The following is a 19,213-nucleotide window of genomic DNA, read 5'->3' on the forward strand; positions in this document are numbered from 1 at the left end:
AAAGCGGTTTGAAGGGTCATAGCGTGCTGGAGTCCCATCTCACCTGTCAACAGCGTTTGATTGGTGAGATAATCGGAGTGTGATCGACATGGAACTGGTCGGCAACGCCCTCTGCCTCGACTTCGCCAACACGGTCAACAGCCGCCCGGTGGCCCGGCGCGACTGGCTGGCCGTCCCCGAGCAGGCGCTGACCTGGGCGCGGGCGGCCGGCCATCCGATCGAACGGCAGGCGGACCTCACCGCCGCCCTGCCCGGCGCGCGCGAGCTCCGCGAGTCGGTGTTCCGGGTGTTCGACCCGCTGACCCGCGGGGCCGACCCGCCCCGCGCCGACCTCGATGCCGTCACCGCCGTGTACGCCGACGGCCTCGCCCACGCCGCGCTCGAGCGCGCCGACGGCCGCTTCGGCTTCGCGTGGCCCGCACCGCGCACCCCCAGGACCCTGCTCTGGGAGGTCGCCGCCTCCGCCGCCGACCTGCTGTCCCGCGGGCCGCTGGAACGGCTCGGCGCGTGCCCGTCGTGCTGCTGGCTGTTCCTCGACACCAGCAAGAACGGCCGCCGCCGATGGTGCAGCATGACCACCTGCGGCAGCCGCGACAAGGCGCGGCGGTACTACGCGACCCGCACGTCACCCTGAGCGCCCCGACCCGCGGTTCCGCGCGGGCGGCAGGCGATGACTTCCACACGCGCCGGGCTGCGGTTCCGTGCAGGCGGCAGGCGATGACCTGCACCATCGCCCGCCCGGCGTCTCCCATGCCCGGTGCCTCCCGCGCGCGGCGTCTCCCGTGCCCGGTGCCTTCCGCGCGGGGGAGCCGCTGTCCCGTCGGGCCTACAGGCCGAAGGCGCCGCCCGAGACCAGGATGACCACGCCGATGCCGATCAGGACCAGCGGCAGCAGGACGTGGCCCCAGCGGCTGAGGGTCCTGGCCACGAACGGGCGGGTGGCGAGGAAGCGCCCGGCGGCGCACCAGACGGCGACCAGGGCCAGGAAGACGGCGACGTAGCCGGTCATCGCGCCGGCGCCCGCCGTGGCGAAGACGGGCACGTACACGCCGATGTTGTCGCCGCCGTTGGCGAAGGTGACCGCGGCCACCTCCAGCGCCCCGGGCCCGCCGCCGCGCGCTCCCGCCGGGTCGTCGCCGGTGCCGTCGCGGTGGTTGCGCCATTCCCGCCAGGCGGCCCTGACGCCGAGGGCCAGCGGCAGCAGGCCCAGGTAGGGGATGACCGGGTCGGGCAGGAAGGTCGCGCCGAAGGCGGCGGCCACGGCGACGGCCAGGATCGCGAGGAAGCCCAGGTACTGCCCGGCCACGATCCGCGCTGCCGTACCTCGCCGCCCGGCACCCTGGGCGAAGAACAGCGCCAGGATCAGGATGTCGTCGACGTTGGTGACGGCGAACAGGCCGGCCGCCTGCCCGAGGATGCCTGCGTTCACGGGGCGACACGCTACAGCGCGGGCCGCGGCGGTCCGCCCGCGCGGGCGCCCGCGACCGCGCGGTGTGCGTGCGGCTCCCGTCGGCGGTGGCCCACGGCACGACGAACCGCACGGCGTGCGCTCCCGTCGGCGGCCGGCCCGCGGCACCGGGAACCGCGCGGCCTCCTACCATACGCGCATGACCACGCACGGATTCACGCTCACCGCCGAGGGCCCGTTCGACTTCGGCGCCTCGCTGCGCTTCGTCGAGGACTGGCCGGCCACCAGCGCGCTGCCCTCCGACGGGCGGGCGCTGCGCTTCGCCTACTGCGCGGAGTCCGACTGGCGCCCGATCGGCGTGACCGTGACGGCCGCGCCGGGCGGAGTCGCCGTCACCACGACGAGGGCGGCGGGAGCGGGGATCAGGGGCGAGGTGGCCCGCATCCTCTCCCTGGACGTGGACGGCTCCGGCTTCGCCGAGCTCGGCGAGGCCGACCCGGTGCTCGGCGATCTGCAGCGGCGCAGCCCGGGGCTGCGGCCGGTGTGCTTCTGGAGCCCGTGGGAGGCGGCGTGCTGGGCGGTGATCGTGCAGCGCTCGTCGATGCTCATCGCCTCCCGGCTCAAGCAGCGCATCGCCGATCGGTACGGCGCCACGATCACCCTGGGCGGCCGGCCGTACGCGGCCTTCCCGCCGCCCATGGCGCTGGTGGAGGCGGGCGGCCTGGGCCTGCCCGCGCAGAAGGAGGAGTGGCTGCGCGGGCTGGCCCGCGCCGCGCTCGACGGCGTGCTCACCGCCGAGCACCTGCGCGCGCCGGCCCCCGAGGAGGCCCTGGCCGAGCTGCGCGCCCTGCCCGGCGTCGGCCCGTTCTCCGCGGGCCTGATCCTGATCCGCGGCGCCGGCGCGCCTGACGCGTTCCCCGGCGACGAGCCGCGCCTGTTCGCGATCCTGCGTGAGGCCTACGGCCTGCCGGAAGACGCGACACCGGCCGCGTACCGGAGGCTGGCCGAGTCGTGGCGCCCCTACCGCAGCTGGGCCTCCTTCCTGTTCAGGGCCGCCACCTACGGCGTCATGGACGACCGGTCGCCCGCCGGCGCCGGGTGAAGGCCTAGAGCGCGGGATCCGGGGCAGCTGCAAGGTCTTCGACGGAGCCGCACGGGAGGGGAGAGGTCCGCTGGCTGGGAAGATGAGGCTCGACGACTGGTTCCTCACCCGCGAGGAACGCGGGAACGACTGGACCAGGCTGGTGTCCTGGTCGGAGGGAAACCTGGTGCGCCCGCTCCTGCACGGCGCGACCTACTTCGCCGAGCTCCACGCGGGACTGGCCGCTCTCGGCAAGGACGACCTGCTGATGTTCACCGACTGGCGCGGCGACCCCGACGAGCGGCTCCGACCGGACGGTCCCACGGTGGCGGCCGCGATGGCGGCGGCGGCCGAGAGGGGAGCCCTGGTCAGAGGGCTGATCTGGCGCTCGCACCTGGACGTCCTGCGCTTCAGCGCGGCCGAGAACCGGCACCTCGGCGAGCACATCGAGGCGGCCGGCGGCCAGGCGCTGCTCGACACCAGGGTCCGGCTCGGCGGCTCCCACCACCAGAAGTTCGTCGTCCTGCGCCATGACGGCGACCCGGACAGGGACGTGGCGTTCGTCGGCGGCATCGACCTGTGTCACAGCCGCCGCGACGACGCGCGGCATCTGGGCGACCCGCAGGCGGCGTCCATGCCGGCCACGTACGGCCCGCGCCCGCCGTGGCACGACGCCCAGGTGGCGATCAGCGGCCCCGCCGTCGCGGAGGTGGAGAAGGTCTTCCGCGAGCGGTGGGAGGACCCGGCGCCCGAGACCCGCCAACCGCTCAGGCGGCTGCGCGACCGCCTGGACCGGATGGCCGACGTGCCGCCGCTGCCCGAGCCGGCGCCGCCGCCGCGACCGGCCGGGACGCACGCCGTCCAGCTGCTGCGGACCTGTCCTTACCTGCGCAGCCGCTACCCGTTCGCGCCGGAGGGGGAACGCAGCGTGGCCAGGGCCTACCGCAAGGTGCTGGGCCGGGCGCGAACGCTGGTCTACCTGGAGGACCAGTACCTGTGGTCCACGGAGGTGATCGAGCCGTTCGCCCGGGCGCTGGAGCGGGAGCCGGAGCTCCGCATGATCATCGTGGTGCCCCGGCATCCCGACCAGGACGGCTGGCTGGCCGGCCCGGCCAGCCTGATCGGCAGGGCGGATGCGCTGACCCGGCTGATGCGCGCAGGACCCGGCCGGATCGCCATCTACGACCTGGAGAACCACGCGGGCGCGCCGGTGTACGTGCACGCCAAGGTCTGCGTGGTCGACGACGTGTGGGCGAGCGTCGGCTCCGACAACGTCAACCTGCGCTCGTGGACGTTCGACTCCGAGCTGAGTTGCGCCGTGATCGACGAGCAGCCCGATCCGCGCCCGCCCGCCGGAGCGCGCCGGTTCGCCAGGGACCTGCGGCTCACGCTGGCCGCCGAGCATCTCGACCGTGACCCCGGCGAGCTGGCCGATCTGTGCGACCCGAAAAGCGCGTTCGAGGCGTTCGCCGAGTCGGCCGCCCGGCTCGACGCCTGGCACCAGGGCGGCGGTCGCGGCCCCCGCCCGCCCGGCCGGCTGCGCCCGCATCCGAAACCGGAGCTCGGCCGCGTCCGCAGGGCGATGGCCATGCCGCTGTACCGGACGGTCGTGGACCCGGACGGCCGGCCGCCGCGCCTGCGCAGGACGAACGCGTTCTGAGCGCTGCCACACCGCCGACCCGTGCGTGACGTGGCCGGATATGGTGCTGAAGATCCCTTGTCTGCTGTCACAGGAGTCCCTTGCCGCATGCCGACCCCCTCCGGGAGGGCGATCCCGCGATCGTGGGGCCCTACCGGCTGCTCGGCCGCCTCGGCGCCGGTGGGCAGGGCATCGTCTACCTGGCAAGGGGAAGGGACGGCGCGCTGGTCGCCGTCAAGGTCCTGCGCGACGGGGCGGCCGACGAGCGCCTGGCCAAGGAGATCGACGCGGTGCGGCGGGTGAAGCCGAACACTCGCACGGCGGCGTGGGGTGGAAACCTAGTGGGGCGTTCTGGTCTGGAGGAGGTCGGCCAGGAAGTGCAGCAGCGCCGCCAGGGTGGTGGCCGAGGTGATGGCCTGCTCGTCGATCAGCTGCTGGATGCGCAGCATCGGCAGCCACTCGGCGCGCCCGCCTTCCACGTCGTCGGCCGGGGCGCCGGGCGCGGCCTGGTGGGCGACGAAGACCAGGTGGTCGCAGTCGGCGACGTCACCGGCCGGGCGGATGCGGATCAGCGGCAGCAGCGGTCCTGGCCGCCAGCCGGTCTGCTCCTCCACGTGCCGGGCGGCGGCGGCCTCGGGCTGCTCGCCGGGGCCGATCTCGCCGAGCGGGATCTCCCATCCCCACGTGTCGGTGACGAGATGGTGGTGCCACCGCAGCAGGACCCGCCCGCCGCGGACGACCACCGCTCCGGCGGCCCGCGGGGTGCGGATGAAGGGCCGCTCGACGTGCTCGCCGTCGGTCAGCGCGACATCCACGACGCGAAGATCGACCCCGTTCGCCGCGTAGAGCAGCCGTTCCGAGCGCCGCATGGACCCGCACCTCCCCGCTTCGCCGGACTCGCCCTTCGAGGATACGCACAAGGTGGTCACGACCGCCCGGACGGGAAGAACGTCGGTGGGAGGAATTAACCTGGGCGGTGTCGGCCCGCCGCGGGGCGACGCCGGGCTGCGGCCCGGTCCCGATGTCATGAACGTCCCATCGTTCGACCGGGGGAGGCGATCGTGGGGTCTGTCTTGGGCGAAGGGCTGCCCCCGGACGACGTCGTCGTCACGGCTCTGCGCGCCGGCGACGAGGAGATGTTCGCGGCGCTGCTGGACACGTGGTCCGGGGGCCTGTTGCGGGTGGCGAGGTCCTACGTGTCCACCGACCACTCCGCGGAGGAGGTCGTCCAGGACACGTGGCTGGCGGTGATCGACGGGATCGACTGTTTCGAGGGCCGCTCCTCGGTCAAGACGTGGGTCTACCGCATCCTGGTCAACACCGCGAAGAAGCGCGGCGTACGCGAGAGCCGTACGCTGCCGTGGAGCGCCTTCGAGCAGGACGGCGGCAGGTCCGCGGGCCACGGCCCGGTGCCGCCGGGCGGCTGGAAGGAGGTTCCGGGGGCATGGCCGACCCCCGAGGGCGAGGCGCTGGCCGCGGAGGTGCGCGGGCTGATCGCCGAAGCCCTCGGCAGGTTGCCGTCCCGGCAGCGGATCGTGATCACCCTGCGCGATGTGGAAGGCTGCAGCTCCGACGAGGTGTGCGAGATCCTGGAGATCTCCGCGGCGAACCAGCGGGTGCTGCTGCACCGCGCCCGGGTGGCGGTGCGCGGCTGGTTGGCCGGCTATTTCGAGTCGGGGAAGCGGCCGGAATAGCGCGTAGGGCTTCCGCTGGCCCGTGCAGCGGCCACAATAAGTGAAACGGTTCAATTCCCAGGCGATAGGGCGGTCACGTCGTGAAGCGGTTCACCTGCGACGAACTGGTGGAAGTCATCACCGCCTACCTTGAGGACGCCCTCGACCAGCCGGCCCGTGACGGCGTCCGGCAGCATCTGGCCTGCTGCGAGGCCTGCGCCCGCTATGTCGAGCAGTTCCGCGCCACCGTCGGCGTCCTGGGCGACCCGCCGCCGGAGAAGCTGCGGTCCGACGTGCGCGACCGGCTCATGGCCGCCTTCCGCGCGCGAAGCCGGTCATGAGCAAGGTCATGAGCAAGGCAATGAACCGGTCATGAGGCGAGGAAGCTCTTCCGCAGCGCGGTGAGCACCGGTGCGGGGACGGTGCCGTCACGCAGGCAGCCGAGCGCCGCTATCGTCGCCCGCACCTGAGCCAGCCACCCCGAACACGCCGGGCACGCCGCCAGATGATCCGTGACGAGCCGCCGCCGGCCGGCGGGGAGCGCCGCCTCCAGATAGTCCGTGATCGAGTCGAGCACGTCATCGCACCCGAGCTCGCCTCGTGCCCACCCCATGTGACCTAGTGCCGGTCGCGCTCCATCCGTTACGCGAATCCGCGTGTAACGATCGCGGGGCTCGCGGGTCTGTAGACCTGTGCGCCGTGCGAAGGGGAGACGATGATCGGGCTCACCGCCGAGGACACGCCGCTGCGGGACACCTCGGAGGTGGTGGACTTCGCGCGCCGCTGCTTCCGTCCCGCCACCGCCGACCATGTGGGCGTCGAGCTGGAGTTCCTGGTCTTCGACCGGACGGCGCCGGTCGCTCACGTCCCGCTGGCCAGGATCGAGCGGGCGCTGCCGGCGTTGACGGGCGGCAGCCGGGTGACGTTCGAGCCGGGCGGCCAGCTCGAACTGTCCGGCCCGCCGGGGCCGCTGCCGGACGCGCTGGCCCGCCTGGCCGCCGACGTGGCCGCCGTGCGCGCCGCCCTGCGCGCGGCGGGGCTGGCGCTGGCCGGGGTGGGTCTCGACCCGGTACGGCCGGCCCGCCGCCAGCTGCGCCTGCCCCGGTACGACGCGATGGCCGCCTTCCTCGGCGTGCCGTACGGGAGCCTGATGATGTGCTCGACCGCGTCGATCCAGGTCAACCTGGACCTGGGGGAGCGGCCCGCGACGCGATGGGCGCGGGCGCACGCCGTCGGCCCCGTGCTGACGGCGGCCTTCGCCAACTCGCCGCTGAGCGGCGGCAGGCCGTGCGGCTGGATGTCGGGCCGCCAGGCCGTCTGGGACCACCTCGACCGCACCAGGACCGCGCCCGTGCCTGCCTCGGGCGATCCGGGCGCGGACTGGGCCGACTACCTGCTGGAGGCCCGGCTCATGCTGGTGCGCGAGGACGAGGAGCGCTACCGCACGGTCAGCGACGGCTCGACGTTCGGCGACTGGCTGCGGTCCGGCGGCGGGCGGCGGCCCACCGTCGAGGACCTGCTCTACCACGCCACGACCGTCTTCCCCCCGGTGCGGCCAAGAGGCTGGCTCGAGATCCGCTACCTCGACGCGCAGCATCCGGCGACCTGGCCGGTCTGCGTGGCCGTGACCTGCGCCCTCGTCGCCGACGACCGGGCCGCCGACGCGGCGCTGGCCGCCACGGAGCCGTTCCAGGGGCCGTTCCAGGGGCCGCACCGCTACCAGGAGCTGAGCGGGGTGGCGGCGCGGTGCGGGCTGGCCGACCCGCGCCTGCGCAGGGCCGCCGAGGCGTGCTTCCGCGCCGCGCTGGAGGCGCTGCCCCGCCTCGGCGTGGACCCGGGCCTGGCCGGCGAGGTGGCCGCGTTCGCCGACCGGCATGTGACGACCGGCCGCTCCCCGGCGGCCGACCTGATGGATCCGGCGTCGACACGGCGCGTCCCGACCTGGCTGGACGATGAGGGATGGGGATGAACGATTTCAAGGAACGCATCGCGGCCGAGCTCGTCGCGGTGCGCGACCGGTCGCTCACCTACACGGCGGCGGACGACGACCTGCTGCTGCGCCAGCACTCGCCGCTGATGTCACCGCTGGTGTGGGACCTGGCGCACGTGGGCAACTACGAGGAGCTCTGGGTGCTGCGCGCGGCCGGGGGCATCGACCCGCTCCGGCCGGAGATCGACGACATCTACGACGCGTTCAAGACCCCGCGCAAGGATCGCCCGAGCCTGCCCATCCTGGGTCCGGCCGAGGCCCGGCGCTACATCGAGGGCGTGCGCGGGCGGGTGCTCGACGTCCTCGACACCGTCGATCTCGACGGCCCCGACCCGCTGCACCGCGACGGCTTCGTGTTCGGCCTGGTGATCCAGCACGAGCACCAGCACGACGAGACCATGCTCGCCACGCTCCAGCTGTCCCGGCAGCCCGGCCTGGTGCGCGACGGCGAGCTCCCGCCGGGCCGCGACGCAGGCCCCGACGAGGTGTTCGTGCCGGCGGGCGCCTTCCTCATGGGCACCGCCACCCTGCCCTGGGCCTACGACAACGAACGGCCCGCCCACCGGGTCGACCTGCCCGCCTACTGGATCGACCGGCTGCCCGTCGGCAACCGCTCCTACGCGGAGTTCATCGGCGACGGCGGCTACGACGACCCGCGCTGGTGGTCCCCTGAGGGCTGGCAGTGGCGGCAGCGCAGCGGCGCCTTCGCCCCCCTGTTCTGGGTCAGGGACGGCGACGCCTGGCGGCGCACCCGCTTCGGCCGTCCCGAGCCGGTCCCGATGGACGAGCCGGTCCAGCACGTGTGCTGGTACGAAGCCGACGCCTACGCCCGCTGGGCGGGCAGGCGGCTGCCCACCGAGGCCGAATGGGAGAAGGCCTGCGGCTGGGACCCGCGGGCGAAAAGCGCGCGCCGCTACCCGTGGGGCGAGCAGGCGCCCACCGCCGACCGGGCCAACCTCGGCCACCGCGCCGCCCGTCCCGCGCCGCTCGGCGCCTACCCGGCCGGCGCCAGCGCCTACGGGGCCGAGCAGATGGTGGGAGACGTGTGGGAGTGGACCTCCTCGTGGTTCCAGCCCTACCCCGGTTTCCGCAGCTTCCCGTACAAGGAGTACAGCGAGGTCTTCTTCGGCCACGAGTACCGGGTGCTGCGCGGCGGCTCGTGGGCGGCCGACCCGGCGGCGGTGCGCACCACGTTCAGGAACTGGGACTACCCGATCCGCCGGCAGATCTTCACCGGCTTCCGCTGCGCCCGCTCGGAGCAGACCTGATGTGCAGGCACGCGGCCTGGCTGGGCGCCGCCAGCCCGCTCAGCCGGCTCATCCACGAGCCCGAGCACGGCCTGCTGCGGCAGTCGTTCGCGCCGCGCCGCCAGCACCAGGGCCTGGTCAACGCCGACGGGTACGGCATGGGCTGGTACGACCCGGCGCGCGCCGAGCCGGTGCGCTACCGCCGGGCGGTACCCATCTGGACCGACGCCAACCTGCCGGCGCTGGCCGAGGTCGCCCGCTCGACCTGCCTGCTGGCGGCCGTCCGCTCGGCCACCGCGGGCATGCCGATCGAGGAGAGCGCCACGGCGCCGTTCACCGACGGGGGGTGGCTGCTCAGCCTCAACGGCCGCGTCACCAGGGACGCGCTGCTCGATCTCGCCGACGACCTGCCCGACCGCGCGGAGAGCACGTGCGACGCCGCCTGGGTGGCCGCCGCGGTGTTCCTGCTCGGGCGCGCCGGGCTCGGCCTGGGCGAGGCGCTGGCCGAGGTCGTCGTCCGTGCCGGGGAGAAGGATCCCGGCGCCCGCCTGAACCTGCTCGCCTGCGACGGCGCGTCCATCGCCGCCACCGTCTGGGGCGACACGCTCTTCTACCACCCGCTCCACGACGGCGTGCTGGTGGCCAGTGAGCCGCTCGACGACCTGCCCGGATGGCAGGCCGTACCCGAGCGCAGCCTCATGACGGTCACCGGGACGGACGTCCGCGTGCAGCCGTTGTGATCTCACCCCAGGAGGCCCCGTGTTCGTCAGCCGGCCGACCTTCCACCGCGTGATCAACCATCTCGACCGCGACTACCTGCGCCAGGCGCTCGAGCACGACGTCAGGGCCGGCCTGACGTCGTCGCCCAAGTGGCTGCCGCCCAAGTGGTTCTACGACGCCGCGGGCAGCGAGCTGTTCTCCCGGATCACCCGGCTGCCCGAGTACTACCCGACCCGGCGCGAGCTGGCCATCCTGCGGGTGCGGGCGGCCGAGCTCGCCGCGGCCAGCGGCGCGGACACGCTGGTCGAGCTGGGTTCGGGCACCAGCGAGAAGACCGTTCTGCTGCTGGAGGCGCTCGAGGCGGCCGGCACGCTGCGCACCTACACGCCGGTGGACGTGGACGCGGTCACTCTCGCCGCGGCCGCGCGGCGGCTGGCCGAGCGCTTCCCCGGCCTGGACGTGCGCGCCGTGTGCGCCGACTTCGAACGCCATCTGGCGTTGCTGCCCCGCACCGGGCGGCGGATGGTGGCCTTCCTCGGCGGCACGATCGGCAACCTCGAACCGGCCGCGCGCGAGGTGTTCATGAAGGAACTGCGGGCCACGCTCCGCCCAGGCGACACCTTCCTGCTCGGGGCCGACCTGGTGAAGGACACCGGACGGCTGGTGGCGGCCTACGACGACGCGGCCGGGGTGACGGCCGCCTTCAACAGGAACGTCCTGCACGTGATCAACCGGGAGCTGGAGGCGGACTTCGAACCGGAGGCGTTCGCGCACGTGGCGCTGTACGACGCGCGCCACGACTGGATCGAGATGCGGCTGCGGGCGAGCCGTGACATGCGGGTGCGGATCGGCGGGCTCGGCCTGACCGTGGACTTCGTCGAGGGCGAGCAGATGCGTACCGAGATCAGCGCCAAGTTCCGGCCGGAGGGCCTGCGCAGGGAGCTGGCCGCCGCCGGGTTCGAGGTGCGCCGCCGCTACACCGATCCCTCCGGGGACTTCACCCTGGTCCTGGCACAGGCCTGAGCACAGGGGGCGTCCGGTGTCTCCCCCGCCGGGCGCCGCGGGCAGGACCGCCGCCACCGTCCGGGTGCAGGCTGCTCGTCGCCGCGTTCGCGTGCGAGGTGGACGGTGCGACTACTCCCTGCGTCGTAGTCCGGCTGATCGCTGATCCCGGAAGATGACTCCGCCTGTGGGACGACTCCGAACCGCGGCCGGACGACGATTGTCGCTCATGAGAGCCACAGCAGGGACAGCCGCGGTCGCGACGGGACTGACGAAGGCGGGAGAGCGATGACCACCGCCGCCCTTGCCCAAGGGAGAGAGCAGTCCGCACCACCCCCGGATGCCCGCTCCCCGGCCGCACAGAGCATGGCGGGGCTGCTGCGCCCTCACCTCCGGAGTTTCGCCGCCGTGGTGATCCTGCAGGTGGTCGGCGCTGCCGCGGGTCTGGCGCCGCTGCTGGCGGTCGTCGAGTTGGGCCGGGTGCTGTTGTCGCCCGGCCCGATCGATCACGGTCATGTCTGGCTCGTCGTGGTCGCGGGCGCGGCCGGCTTGTTCGTCCGGCTGCTGTTCACGGCCGCGTCGTCCGGGATCGGGCATGTCCTCGACGGCCAGGTGCAACTGTCGTTCCGCCGGCGACTGGCCGCGCGGCTGGGACGCGTGCCGATCGGCTGGTTCTCCCGGCGCCGGACGGGCGAGCTGGCCAAGGTCGTGGGGGAGGACGTGAGCGCCGTGCACCCGTTCATCGCCCACACCCCCGGCGAGCTGATCTCCGCGTTCGTGGTGCCGCTGGTGTCGCTGGTCTACCTGTTCACCGTCGACTGGCGGCTCACGCTGATCACGCTGATCCCGGTGGCGCTGGCGATGGCGCTGGTCCCCCTGATGATGACCCCGGTCCGGCTGCGCGAGCAGAAGCAGTTCGACGAGGCCATGGGGCGGATCTCGAGCGCGGTCGTCGAGTTCGTGCAGGGCATCGCGGTGGTCAAGGCGTTCGGCGGATCCGGGCGCGCCCACCGTAAGTTCCGCACGGCCACGGACCATTTCGTCGACATCTTCTACCGGATGGTGCGCGGTCTCTCCGGGATCGCCGCGGGGATGCAGGTGGCGCTGTCGCCGCCGTTCGTGCTGCTGGTCGTGCTGATCGGCGGTGCGGCTCTGATCACGACCGGCGGCATGGCCCCGGCCGACCTGCTGCCCTTCCTGCTGCTGGGACTGGGGCTGACCGCTCCGGTGGCGGCTCTCGGCCACGGCTTCGACGACCTGCAGGCCGCCCGTCGCGCGGTCGGAAGGATCCGGGACGTGCTCGCGGTGCCGTCGCTACCGGAGCCCGCGCACCCGGTCGCGCCACAGGGGCACCGGGTGGAACTGCGGGACGTCCGCTTCGGTTACCAAGCAGATCACGAGGTGCTGCGCGGGATCGACCTGGTGCTGGAGCAGGGCACGGTCACCGCGCTCGTCGGGCCGTCGGGCAGCGGCAAGTCCACGCTGGTCCAGCTGCTGCCGCGCTTCTTCGACCCGACCCACGGCTCGGTACGGCTGGGCGGTGTCGACCTGCGCGAGCTCGGCAGCCGGGAGCTGTACCGGACGGTCTCCTTCGTCTTCCAGGACGTTCGCCTGCTGCGCGCGTCGGTCGCCGACAACATCGCGCTGGCGGTACCGCATGCCGACCTCGACGACGTGGTTCGCGCCGCCCGGCAGGCGAACATCCATGATCGGATCCTCGAGCTGCCGCGCGGATACGAGACGGTGATCGGCGACGACACCGGACTGTCGGGTGGCGAGGCGCAGCGGATCTCGATCGCACGCGCACTGCTCGCCGACGCGCCTGTTCTGGTGCTCGACGAGGCGACCGCCTTCGTCGACCCGCAGACCGAGCTGGCGGTGCGCCGGGCCCTTTCGACGCTGGAAGGCGATCGGACGATCCTGGTCATCGCCCATCGCCTGGAGACGATCGCCGACGCCGACACCGTCGTGATGCTGGAGAACGGGTCGATCGTCGAGCGCGGCAGGCCCGCCGAGCTGCTGGCACAGAACGGGAAGTTCGCCGCGTTCTGGCGAACCCAGCGGTCGGCGGTCGCCGGCGAGCTGGAAACCCACGTCGTACCCCAAGGAGACGAGACCCGGTGATCCGCATGCTGTTGCGCGTGCTGGGACAGGAGTACGCCCAGCCGGTGCGTCGCACCGTCGCCCTGATGACGACGACCGCGGTGGTCGAGGGTTTGTCCTACGCGCTGCTGGTTCCGGTGCTGCGCGCACTGTTCGGGAGCAGCCCCGCGGACGCGCGGCCCTGGCTGATCGCGTTCGGGGCCGCGGTCGCGGTCTACGCGGTGCTGCGCTATGTCAGCGACCTGTCCGGATTCCGCGCCGGGACCACGCTGTTGCATGGCATGTATCACCGGCTCGGCGATCATCTGGCTCGTTTGCCCATCGGCTGGTACAGCGCGGGCCGCGTCGGGCAGGTGTCCGTCATGGCCAGCAGCGGCGTCCTGCAGGCGATGAGCGCGATCGCGCATCTGCTGGCACCGTTCGTCTCCGCCAGCGTGACTCCCGTGACGATCGTTGTCGTGATGCTCGCCTTCAACTGGCAGATGGGGCTGGCCGCGCTGGTCGCCGTACCGGTCGTGGCGGCGATCCAGGTCTGGACGGGACGCTCGATGGCCGCCACCGACGCCGAGCGCGTCGAACGCGACCACGAGGCCACCGGGCGGGTCATCGAATATCTGCAAGCCCAGCCGGTGCTGCGTGCCGGCGGCCGGACCGTCGAACGCTTCCGGTTGCTCGACGACTCGCTGCGCGAGCTGCAGCGCGCCTCCCGCCGTACCCTTCTGACGGCGCTGCCCGGCCTCTTGGGCCTGACGCTCACGGTGCAGGCGATGTTCACCGTGTTGCTGGTCCTGGGCGCCTACCTCGCCCTCGGCGGGAACATCGGCGCGGCGGAGATCCTGGCGATCCTGGTGCTGGCCGCCCGCTGTGCGGATCCGCTGCTGTCGCTGTCGGACATCGGTGGCAAAATCCGCAGCGCGCGTTCCGAGCTGGCGAGGCTCGACACGGTGTTGCGCACCGAGCCGCTGCCGGAAGCTCCCGAACCGGTCCGGCCGGAACGCCATGACCTGCGGTTCGACTCCGTCGCCTTCCGGCACGGCGGGCGCACCGTGATCGACGGGGTGTCGCTGTCCGTGCCGGAGGGACAGCGGCTCGCCGTCGTCGGTCCGTCGGGTGCGGGCAAGAGCACCCTGCTGCAGTTGATCGCGCGGTTCTACGACGTGGACGCGGGCGCGGTGCGCGTGGGTGGTGTGGACGTGCGCGCGATCGACACCGAGGTGTTGATGGCGCAGATCGCCATCGTCTTCCAGGACGTCTATCTCTTCGACGGCACGATCGAGGAGAACGTACGGCTCGGCCGTCCCGACGCCGACGACGCCGAGGTGCGGGCGGCGGCGGCCGCGGCGCGGCTGGACGAGGTGGTCGAGCGACTGCCCGGCGGATGGGCGACGAACGTGGGCGAGGGCGGCGCACTGCTGTCGGGTGGTGAGCGCCAGCGTGTCTCGATCGCGCGAGCGCTGCTGAAGAACGCGCCCATCGTGCTGCTGGACGAGGTGACCTCGGCACTGGACCCGGTGAACGAGGCGGCCGTCCACGAGGGTGTCGAGCGCCTGATGGCGGGCCGGACGGTGGTGATGGTGGCGCACCGGATGCGGACCGTCCGGCGCGCCGACCGGGTCGTCTTCCTGGACGGCGGCCGGATCGTGGAGGAAGGCACCCACGACGAGCTGCTGCGCCACGGCGGCCGCTACGCCGATTTCTGGGAACTGTCCATGACTCCGGCAGGGAGCGAATGAGCCGGTGGTCGCCCGGCGGTGGCGCGACCGTCTCGGGGACTTTCCCCAAGGGTGGGGCTGGCACTACCAACGAGGGGCGGGCCAGCGGCAATGCCGTCGCTCACGAGGGGTTCTAGAGTCTTCCCCGCGACCGGTTTCGTCGGCGGTCTCACGGCAGGAAGCAGCCCAGGCAGGGGTCCCCCAGGGACTCCGGGGATCACCCGAGTCCGGCACGGCCGGACCACGCAGAACGGGACATCATGACGATGCGGAGAGCGGCGGTGATCGCGGGCCTTCTCGGGCTCGTGGCGGTGTCGACCGGGTGCGGCACCAGTGTCTCGCAGGATGAGGCCGCCGTCTCGTACGACGTCACCGACGAGGTGGCGGCGCTGCACGTCGAAGTCGACTCCGGGACCGTCGACGTGGTCCAGTCGAACCGTCGGGGCATCCGCGTGACGGAGCGGCTGAGCTGGTACAAGAACAAGCCGCAGACCCGTCACCGGACGCGGGGTGACACGCTGGAGCTGACGTTCACCTGTCCCAACACGTGGGGGTGGGGCGCCATGGGCACGTCCTGCGACGTGAGCTACGAGGTGGAGGTGCCCAGGGGACTCCGCGTCAAGGTGGTTTCCGACTCGGGGAAGCTGACGCTGGAGAACCTGTCGGGTGACGTGGAAGCCGTCACCGACTCCGGGGCGATCGAGGCCACCGGGCTGACGGACGGGCGGGTCGTCACGAGAACCGACTCCGGCGACACGGAACTGGCCTTCGCCGGACGGCCCGCTCGGGTCACGACCACCGCGGATTCCGGCCACACCGTGATTCACGTGCCGCAGGGGCCCTACAACATCGTGGCCACGACGGACTCCGGCGACAAGGACATCAAGGTCGCCGGCGTTCCCTCGGCCGAGCGTACGATCGAGCTGTCCAGCGGCTCCGGGGACCTGGCCGTGGAGCAGCGACCAGCCGGCCGGTGACGTGCGGGACGCGCTCAGGCCTCGTCGCCGGTGAGCCGGGCCGTCCTGGCCTCGAAGGCGTGGACCACGGCGGCCATGTCCGCCGCCCCGTGTCCCAGTGCCTGGGTCTCGCCGAACAGGGCAAGGCAGACGTCCAGCAGCGGCGAGGCGGTCCGGGAGTCGCGGGCCGCATCCACGATGAGCCGGTTGTTGTTGAGGACGTCCGCGATCGCCGCCTGCGGGCTGAAGTCACGCTCGACCAGCTTCGCCGCCTTGATCCTGGAGACGGCGCTGGCCATGGGCCCGGAGTCGAGCACGTGACGGAACACGTCCATGTCCAGGCCGTTCCTGGCGGCGAAGTGCGTGGCCTCCACCAGGCCGCCGACCATCGTGAGGAGGAACAGGTTGACCGCGAGCTTCATCAGCAACGCCGAAGGGACGGCGCCGCACACCACTGTCTCCCGGCACATCGGCCCGAGCAGCGGCCGTACCTCCCGCACCGCCGCGGGCTCCCCGGCGAGCATGCCCACGAGCTGCCCGGCCTCGGCCGGCACCCGCGACCCTGAGACGGGCGCCTCGACGTAGGCGCCGCCCGCGGCGCGCACGTCCTGCTCCAGCGCCGCCGAATAGGCCGGCGCGGTCGTCCCCATGGGCACGACGACGTGCCCGGCGACCTTCGCCGCGAAGCCGGGCGTGCCGCGCTCCAGCACGGCGTCGAGCGCGTCCTCGTTCGCCAGCATCAGGATGACCACGCGTGCCCGGCCGAACACCTCGTCGGGGCTGGCCGCCTGCCGCGCGCCGGCCGCGCGCGCCGAGTCGCACCTGGCCGAGGAACGGCTCCACACCACCAAAGGCGTGCCCGCCCGGGCCAGGTTGACCGCCATCGGCTCGCCCATCAGTCCCAGGCCGAGGAAACCTACGTCCATACGCAGGTTGTACCGCCAGGCGGCGGCCCCAGTCTTGAACGGTCGTGCGCCCTCGCGCGCTCAGGTGGTGCCGCAGTAGCGGGCGCCTCTGGCGGCGGCGGCCAAGGCGGCGGCTCTGGCCGCCTCGGTGGGGGTGAAGGGCAGGCCGGGCCGCTTGAGCAGCAGGGCCCGTCCGGGGTGTACGGAGATCACCATCGTGCTGGTCAGCTCGCCGTCGTCGGCGAGGGTCTCGCCCGGCCGGCGCCACTCGACCCGCGTGGCCCTGAGCAGCTCCGCCATGGCCTGCGGGAGCCGTGCGGGGTCGTCGTGCACCCGCTGCGCCAGCGTCAGTGCCTGGATGCCGGGGTCGATCAGGTCCTTGACCTGGGCAGACACGACCAGCACGTCGAGGCCGCCCGCCTCGGACAGCGCGGCGTGCAGGGCGCCGGGCGTCAGGTGGGTGGGCGCCTCGACGACGAACTCGTCGAGCGCGTCGCCGCCGGACGGCGTGATCGCGGTGCTGGCGGTGGGGGCGATGTGCAGCGCCAGGATGTTGCAGCCCAACCGGCCGAACGCGCCCGCCACCTCGCCCAGGCGGCCTGGACGCTCGACCACGCGCATCCGGATCCGCCACAGCGACATCGCGCCGCCGTCGTCGTCGGCGGGAGGCGGCAGGGCGGGCGCGGACCGCCGCCGCGCGGTCGCCGGCCGTCCGGTCTTCAGGCGCCGGTGCACGGCCGAGCCGGCGATCAGGGCGCCGCCGAGGCCCACCAGCACCACTGGTCCTGGATCGGTGTGCCCGAGGAGGGTGGCCAGCAGGTGGGCCATGCCCACCGCCACGAACAGCGCGGCCACCTCAAGGATCTCCCGCCACCAGGAGCGCGCGTGGTGCCGGCGGTCGGGTCCGGAGTTCGGATGGGTCGCCTTCGGTGCATCGCTCATGCCGGCCAGTCTCACCGCGCTGTGTTACGCCGCCGTGACCTGCGCGATTGCGCGGGATTAAGCCGTTCGCACCGGCGCGGCGCCACGTGTCGGGCCGCCGCGCCACTTCGCGGTGAAGTCGGCGGGCGGAGCGGTCGCCCGGTGTCGGGTCGCCGGGCGCGCTACTTCGCGGTGAAGTCGGCGGCCCAGAACAGCCGTTCGGTGTCCGGGTCGCGCGCCAGCGCCCCGCGGCACTTGGCGTAGCTCGCGGGCAGGTCCTCGACGCTCCAGCTGCGGCCGTCGTAACGCAGGAGGACCGCGGACACCGTGGAGATGCGCGGCTGGACCCTGGTGTATTCCGTGGCGACCATCCACAGCTTCCCGGGCCCGCCACCGGTGATCATGCAGGCGCTTCCGGTCGGGGGAGGCGGCAGCATCGTCCAGCGCGTGCCGTCCCACCGCATGACCCGCGCGATGGAGGCGACCGTCGCCCACACCTCGTCCCGCGACACCGCCCTGATGGCGACGTCTCCGCCCCGGGTCGGAGCGACCGGGGTGGGGGTCGGACGCCAGCGGCGACCGTCCCAGTGCGCGATGGCGAGCGTGCCGTCCTTCTCGCCCACCGCCCACACGTCGTCCGGCGACAGCGCCTCGAGCCGGCTGATCGTCATGCCGCCGGGGGTGGGCACCTGCGACCAGCCGGAAGCCGTCCGCCTGGCCAGGTAGGGGTACGCGGGCCCCTCGTCGTCGACGTAGGCCTTCCCCGCCACCCACGCCTCGCGCGGGCCGGTCACGACCGCGCTGTCCAGTCCGAGCGAGAACCCCTTCGGGACGGCGGGGTCGGTGATGCGTGGCGCGCCCAGGTCGGTCCAGGTATGGCCGTCCCACCGGTGAACGCCGGGGCGGTAGCGCTCGATCACCCAGACGTTGTCGCTCGACGAGGCGGCGATCAGATCGGGGGACCGCATGCCCGCCGGAGGCTTGACGGGACGCCAGCCGCTGCCGTTCCAGTGCAGGACGACGGCCCTGGTCTCCTCGTGCCATCGCCGGGTGTCGCTCGGTGTACGGGCGCCCACCGCCCACACGTCGCGGGGGGTGATCACCGCCACGTCGGCCAACGACCCCGACATGCGGTTCTTGACGTCCTTCTCGGACATCCCCATGGCGCGCGCGCTGAGCGCGTCCCATCGGACGTCGAGATAGGTGACGGAGGAGGTGACGCTCCTGGCCGGGGTGGGACGGGGTGGGTGCTCCCTGGCGGTGTCGACCGGGGTGGAGCAGGCCACCGCGGTCACGGCCACGGTCACGAGAGCGAGTGCGCGTCCCATCACACCATGATCGTAGGCCCGGGTGCTGCCTGGTCGGCGGGCCTGGTCAGTCGAGCACCTTGATCTTCTTCATGGTCGGCTGGGAGATCACCCTGGCCACGCCGGGAATGCCGATGATCTTTCCGGTCTGGAACGCCTCGTAGGCCGCGTAGTCGGCGACCAGGACGCGCAGGTGATAGTCCGGTGTGGCGAACAGCCGGCGGAACTCGACGACCTCGTCGTAGGCGGCGATGGTCCTCTCCAGCTCCTCCAGGGTCTTGAGGTCGCTCACGCCGACCTCGATGGAGACGATGACCTCGAGGCCGCCACCGAGGAGCTCGTGGTTGACGGTCGCCCGGTAGCCGCTGATGACGCCCGCCTCCTCCAGGCGTTTGACGCGGCGCAGGCAGGGGGGCGGCGTGAGCCCCACGCGCCGGGCGAGCTCGACGTTGGTCAACCGGCCGTCCTGCTGGAGCTGAAACAATATTTCTCGATCGATCGCATCAAGGGTCACTTCATTGCTCACCTGATGATCATATCGTCATAATC

Annotated in this window: 19 protein-coding genes; 12 read left to right on the forward strand and 7 right to left on the reverse strand. The window is 72.8% G+C overall.

The window, feature by feature from the left end:
- Positions 1-88: 88 nt before the first annotated feature.
- Complete coding sequence (locus ABZX22_RS13225; protein ID WP_354908349.1) at positions 89-634, forward strand: ABATE domain-containing protein; 546 nt, start codon at positions 89-91, stop codon at positions 632-634.
- Between the two features lie 192 nt (positions 635-826).
- On the opposite strand, the gene ABZX22_RS13230 is transcribed toward ABZX22_RS13225, so the two are convergent.
- Complete coding sequence (locus ABZX22_RS13230) at positions 827-1,429, reverse strand: cadmium resistance transporter (RefSeq protein WP_354908109.1); 603 nt, start codon at positions 1,427-1,429, stop codon at positions 827-829.
- Between the two features lie 178 nt (positions 1,430-1,607).
- Between ABZX22_RS13230 and ABZX22_RS13235 the strand changes: the two genes are divergently transcribed.
- Together ABZX22_RS13235 and ABZX22_RS13240 are read left to right on the forward strand one after the other, a co-directional pair.
- Positions 1,608-2,510: a hypothetical protein gene (locus tag ABZX22_RS13235; RefSeq protein ID WP_354908110.1), complete on the forward strand. Its 903-nt coding sequence runs from the start codon at positions 1,608-1,610 to the stop codon at positions 2,508-2,510.
- Between the two features lie 82 nt (positions 2,511-2,592).
- Entirely contained in the window at positions 2,593-4,149 is a 1,557-nt protein-coding gene (locus tag ABZX22_RS13240; protein WP_354908111.1) for a phospholipase D-like domain-containing protein, read from the forward strand.
- A gap of 317 nt (positions 4,150-4,466) precedes the next feature.
- Here the strand turns inward: ABZX22_RS13240 and ABZX22_RS13245 are convergent, their stop codons facing one another.
- On the reverse strand, positions 4,467-4,997 hold the full coding sequence (locus tag ABZX22_RS13245; protein ID WP_354908112.1) for an NUDIX domain-containing protein: 531 nt from the start codon (positions 4,995-4,997) through the stop codon (positions 4,467-4,469).
- Between the two features lie 192 nt (positions 4,998-5,189).
- On the opposite strand from ABZX22_RS13245, the gene ABZX22_RS13250 reads away from it, so the two are divergent.
- Together ABZX22_RS13250 and ABZX22_RS13255 are read left to right on the forward strand one after the other, a co-directional pair.
- Entirely contained in the window at positions 5,190-5,822 is a 633-nt protein-coding gene (locus ABZX22_RS13250; RefSeq protein WP_354908113.1) for an RNA polymerase sigma factor, read from the forward strand.
- Positions 5,823-5,902: 80 nt separating this feature from the next.
- Positions 5,903-6,142 carry a zf-HC2 domain-containing protein gene (locus ABZX22_RS13255; RefSeq protein WP_354908115.1) on the forward strand — a complete coding sequence of 80 codons (240 nt, stop codon included), beginning with the start codon at positions 5,903-5,905 and terminating at the stop codon, positions 6,140-6,142.
- 29 nt (positions 6,143-6,171) lie between these two features.
- Here ABZX22_RS13255 and ABZX22_RS13260 read toward each other — a convergent pair whose 3' ends face one another.
- Positions 6,172-6,414 (reverse strand): zf-HC2 domain-containing protein, encoded by a 243-nt coding sequence (locus ABZX22_RS13260; RefSeq protein ID WP_354908116.1) that lies wholly within the window; start codon positions 6,412-6,414, stop codon positions 6,172-6,174.
- Positions 6,415-6,516: 102 nt separating this feature from the next.
- On the opposite strand from ABZX22_RS13260, the gene egtA reads away from it, so the two are divergent.
- The 7 genes from egtA to ABZX22_RS13295 all read left to right on the forward strand — a co-directional run bounded on the left by egtA (position 6,517) and on the right by ABZX22_RS13295 (position 15,552).
- Positions 6,517-7,770, forward strand: a complete 1,254-nt coding sequence (egtA, locus tag ABZX22_RS13265) for an ergothioneine biosynthesis glutamate--cysteine ligase EgtA (RefSeq protein WP_354908118.1) — start codon at positions 6,517-6,519, stop codon at positions 7,768-7,770.
- Positions 7,767-9,059, forward strand: a complete 1,293-nt coding sequence (gene egtB, locus ABZX22_RS13270) for an ergothioneine biosynthesis protein EgtB (RefSeq protein WP_354908119.1) — start codon at positions 7,767-7,769, stop codon at positions 9,057-9,059. The genes egtA and egtB overlap by 4 nt, the downstream gene beginning before the upstream one ends.
- Complete coding sequence (gene egtC, locus ABZX22_RS13275) at positions 9,059-9,778, forward strand: ergothioneine biosynthesis protein EgtC (RefSeq protein ID WP_354908121.1); 720 nt, start codon at positions 9,059-9,061, stop codon at positions 9,776-9,778. The genes egtB and egtC overlap by 1 nt, the downstream gene beginning before the upstream one ends.
- Before the next feature lie 19 nt (positions 9,779-9,797).
- Positions 9,798-10,781, forward strand: a complete 984-nt coding sequence (gene egtD / locus ABZX22_RS13280) for an L-histidine N(alpha)-methyltransferase (RefSeq protein WP_354908123.1) — start codon at positions 9,798-9,800, stop codon at positions 10,779-10,781.
- 387 nt (positions 10,782-11,168) lie between these two features.
- A complete protein-coding gene (locus ABZX22_RS13285; protein WP_354908124.1) occupies positions 11,169-12,884 on the forward strand; it encodes an ABC transporter ATP-binding protein in 1,716 nt (571 codons plus the stop codon).
- Positions 12,885-12,889: 5 nt separating this feature from the next.
- On the forward strand, positions 12,890-14,596 hold the full coding sequence (locus ABZX22_RS13290; protein WP_354908350.1) for an ABC transporter ATP-binding protein: 1,707 nt from the start codon (positions 12,890-12,892) through the stop codon (positions 14,594-14,596).
- A 239-nt stretch (positions 14,597-14,835) separates the two neighbouring features.
- Positions 14,836-15,552, forward strand: a complete 717-nt coding sequence (locus ABZX22_RS13295; RefSeq protein WP_354908125.1) for a DUF4097 family beta strand repeat-containing protein — start codon at positions 14,836-14,838, stop codon at positions 15,550-15,552.
- Between the two features lie 14 nt (positions 15,553-15,566).
- Here the strand turns inward: ABZX22_RS13295 and ABZX22_RS13300 are convergent, their stop codons facing one another.
- The 4 genes from ABZX22_RS13300 to ABZX22_RS13315 form a co-directional block, all read right to left on the reverse strand.
- Complete coding sequence (locus tag ABZX22_RS13300) at positions 15,567-16,457, reverse strand: NAD(P)-dependent oxidoreductase (RefSeq protein WP_354908127.1); 891 nt, start codon at positions 16,455-16,457, stop codon at positions 15,567-15,569.
- A gap of 60 nt (positions 16,458-16,517) precedes the next feature.
- A complete protein-coding gene (locus ABZX22_RS13305; RefSeq protein ID WP_354908129.1) occupies positions 16,518-17,378 on the reverse strand; it encodes an ACT domain-containing protein in 861 nt (286 codons plus the stop codon).
- Positions 17,379-17,539: 161 nt separating this feature from the next.
- Complete coding sequence (locus tag ABZX22_RS13310; RefSeq protein WP_354908130.1) at positions 17,540-18,685, reverse strand: hypothetical protein; 1,146 nt, start codon at positions 18,683-18,685, stop codon at positions 17,540-17,542.
- A gap of 46 nt (positions 18,686-18,731) precedes the next feature.
- Positions 18,732-19,190, reverse strand: a complete 459-nt coding sequence (locus ABZX22_RS13315) for an Lrp/AsnC family transcriptional regulator (protein WP_354908132.1) — start codon at positions 19,188-19,190, stop codon at positions 18,732-18,734.
- Positions 19,191-19,213 lie beyond the last annotated feature (23 nt).

Source organism: Nonomuraea sp. NPDC003804 (assembly GCF_040610675.1).
Lineage (GTDB): Bacteria > Actinomycetota > Actinomycetes > Streptosporangiales > Streptosporangiaceae > Nonomuraea.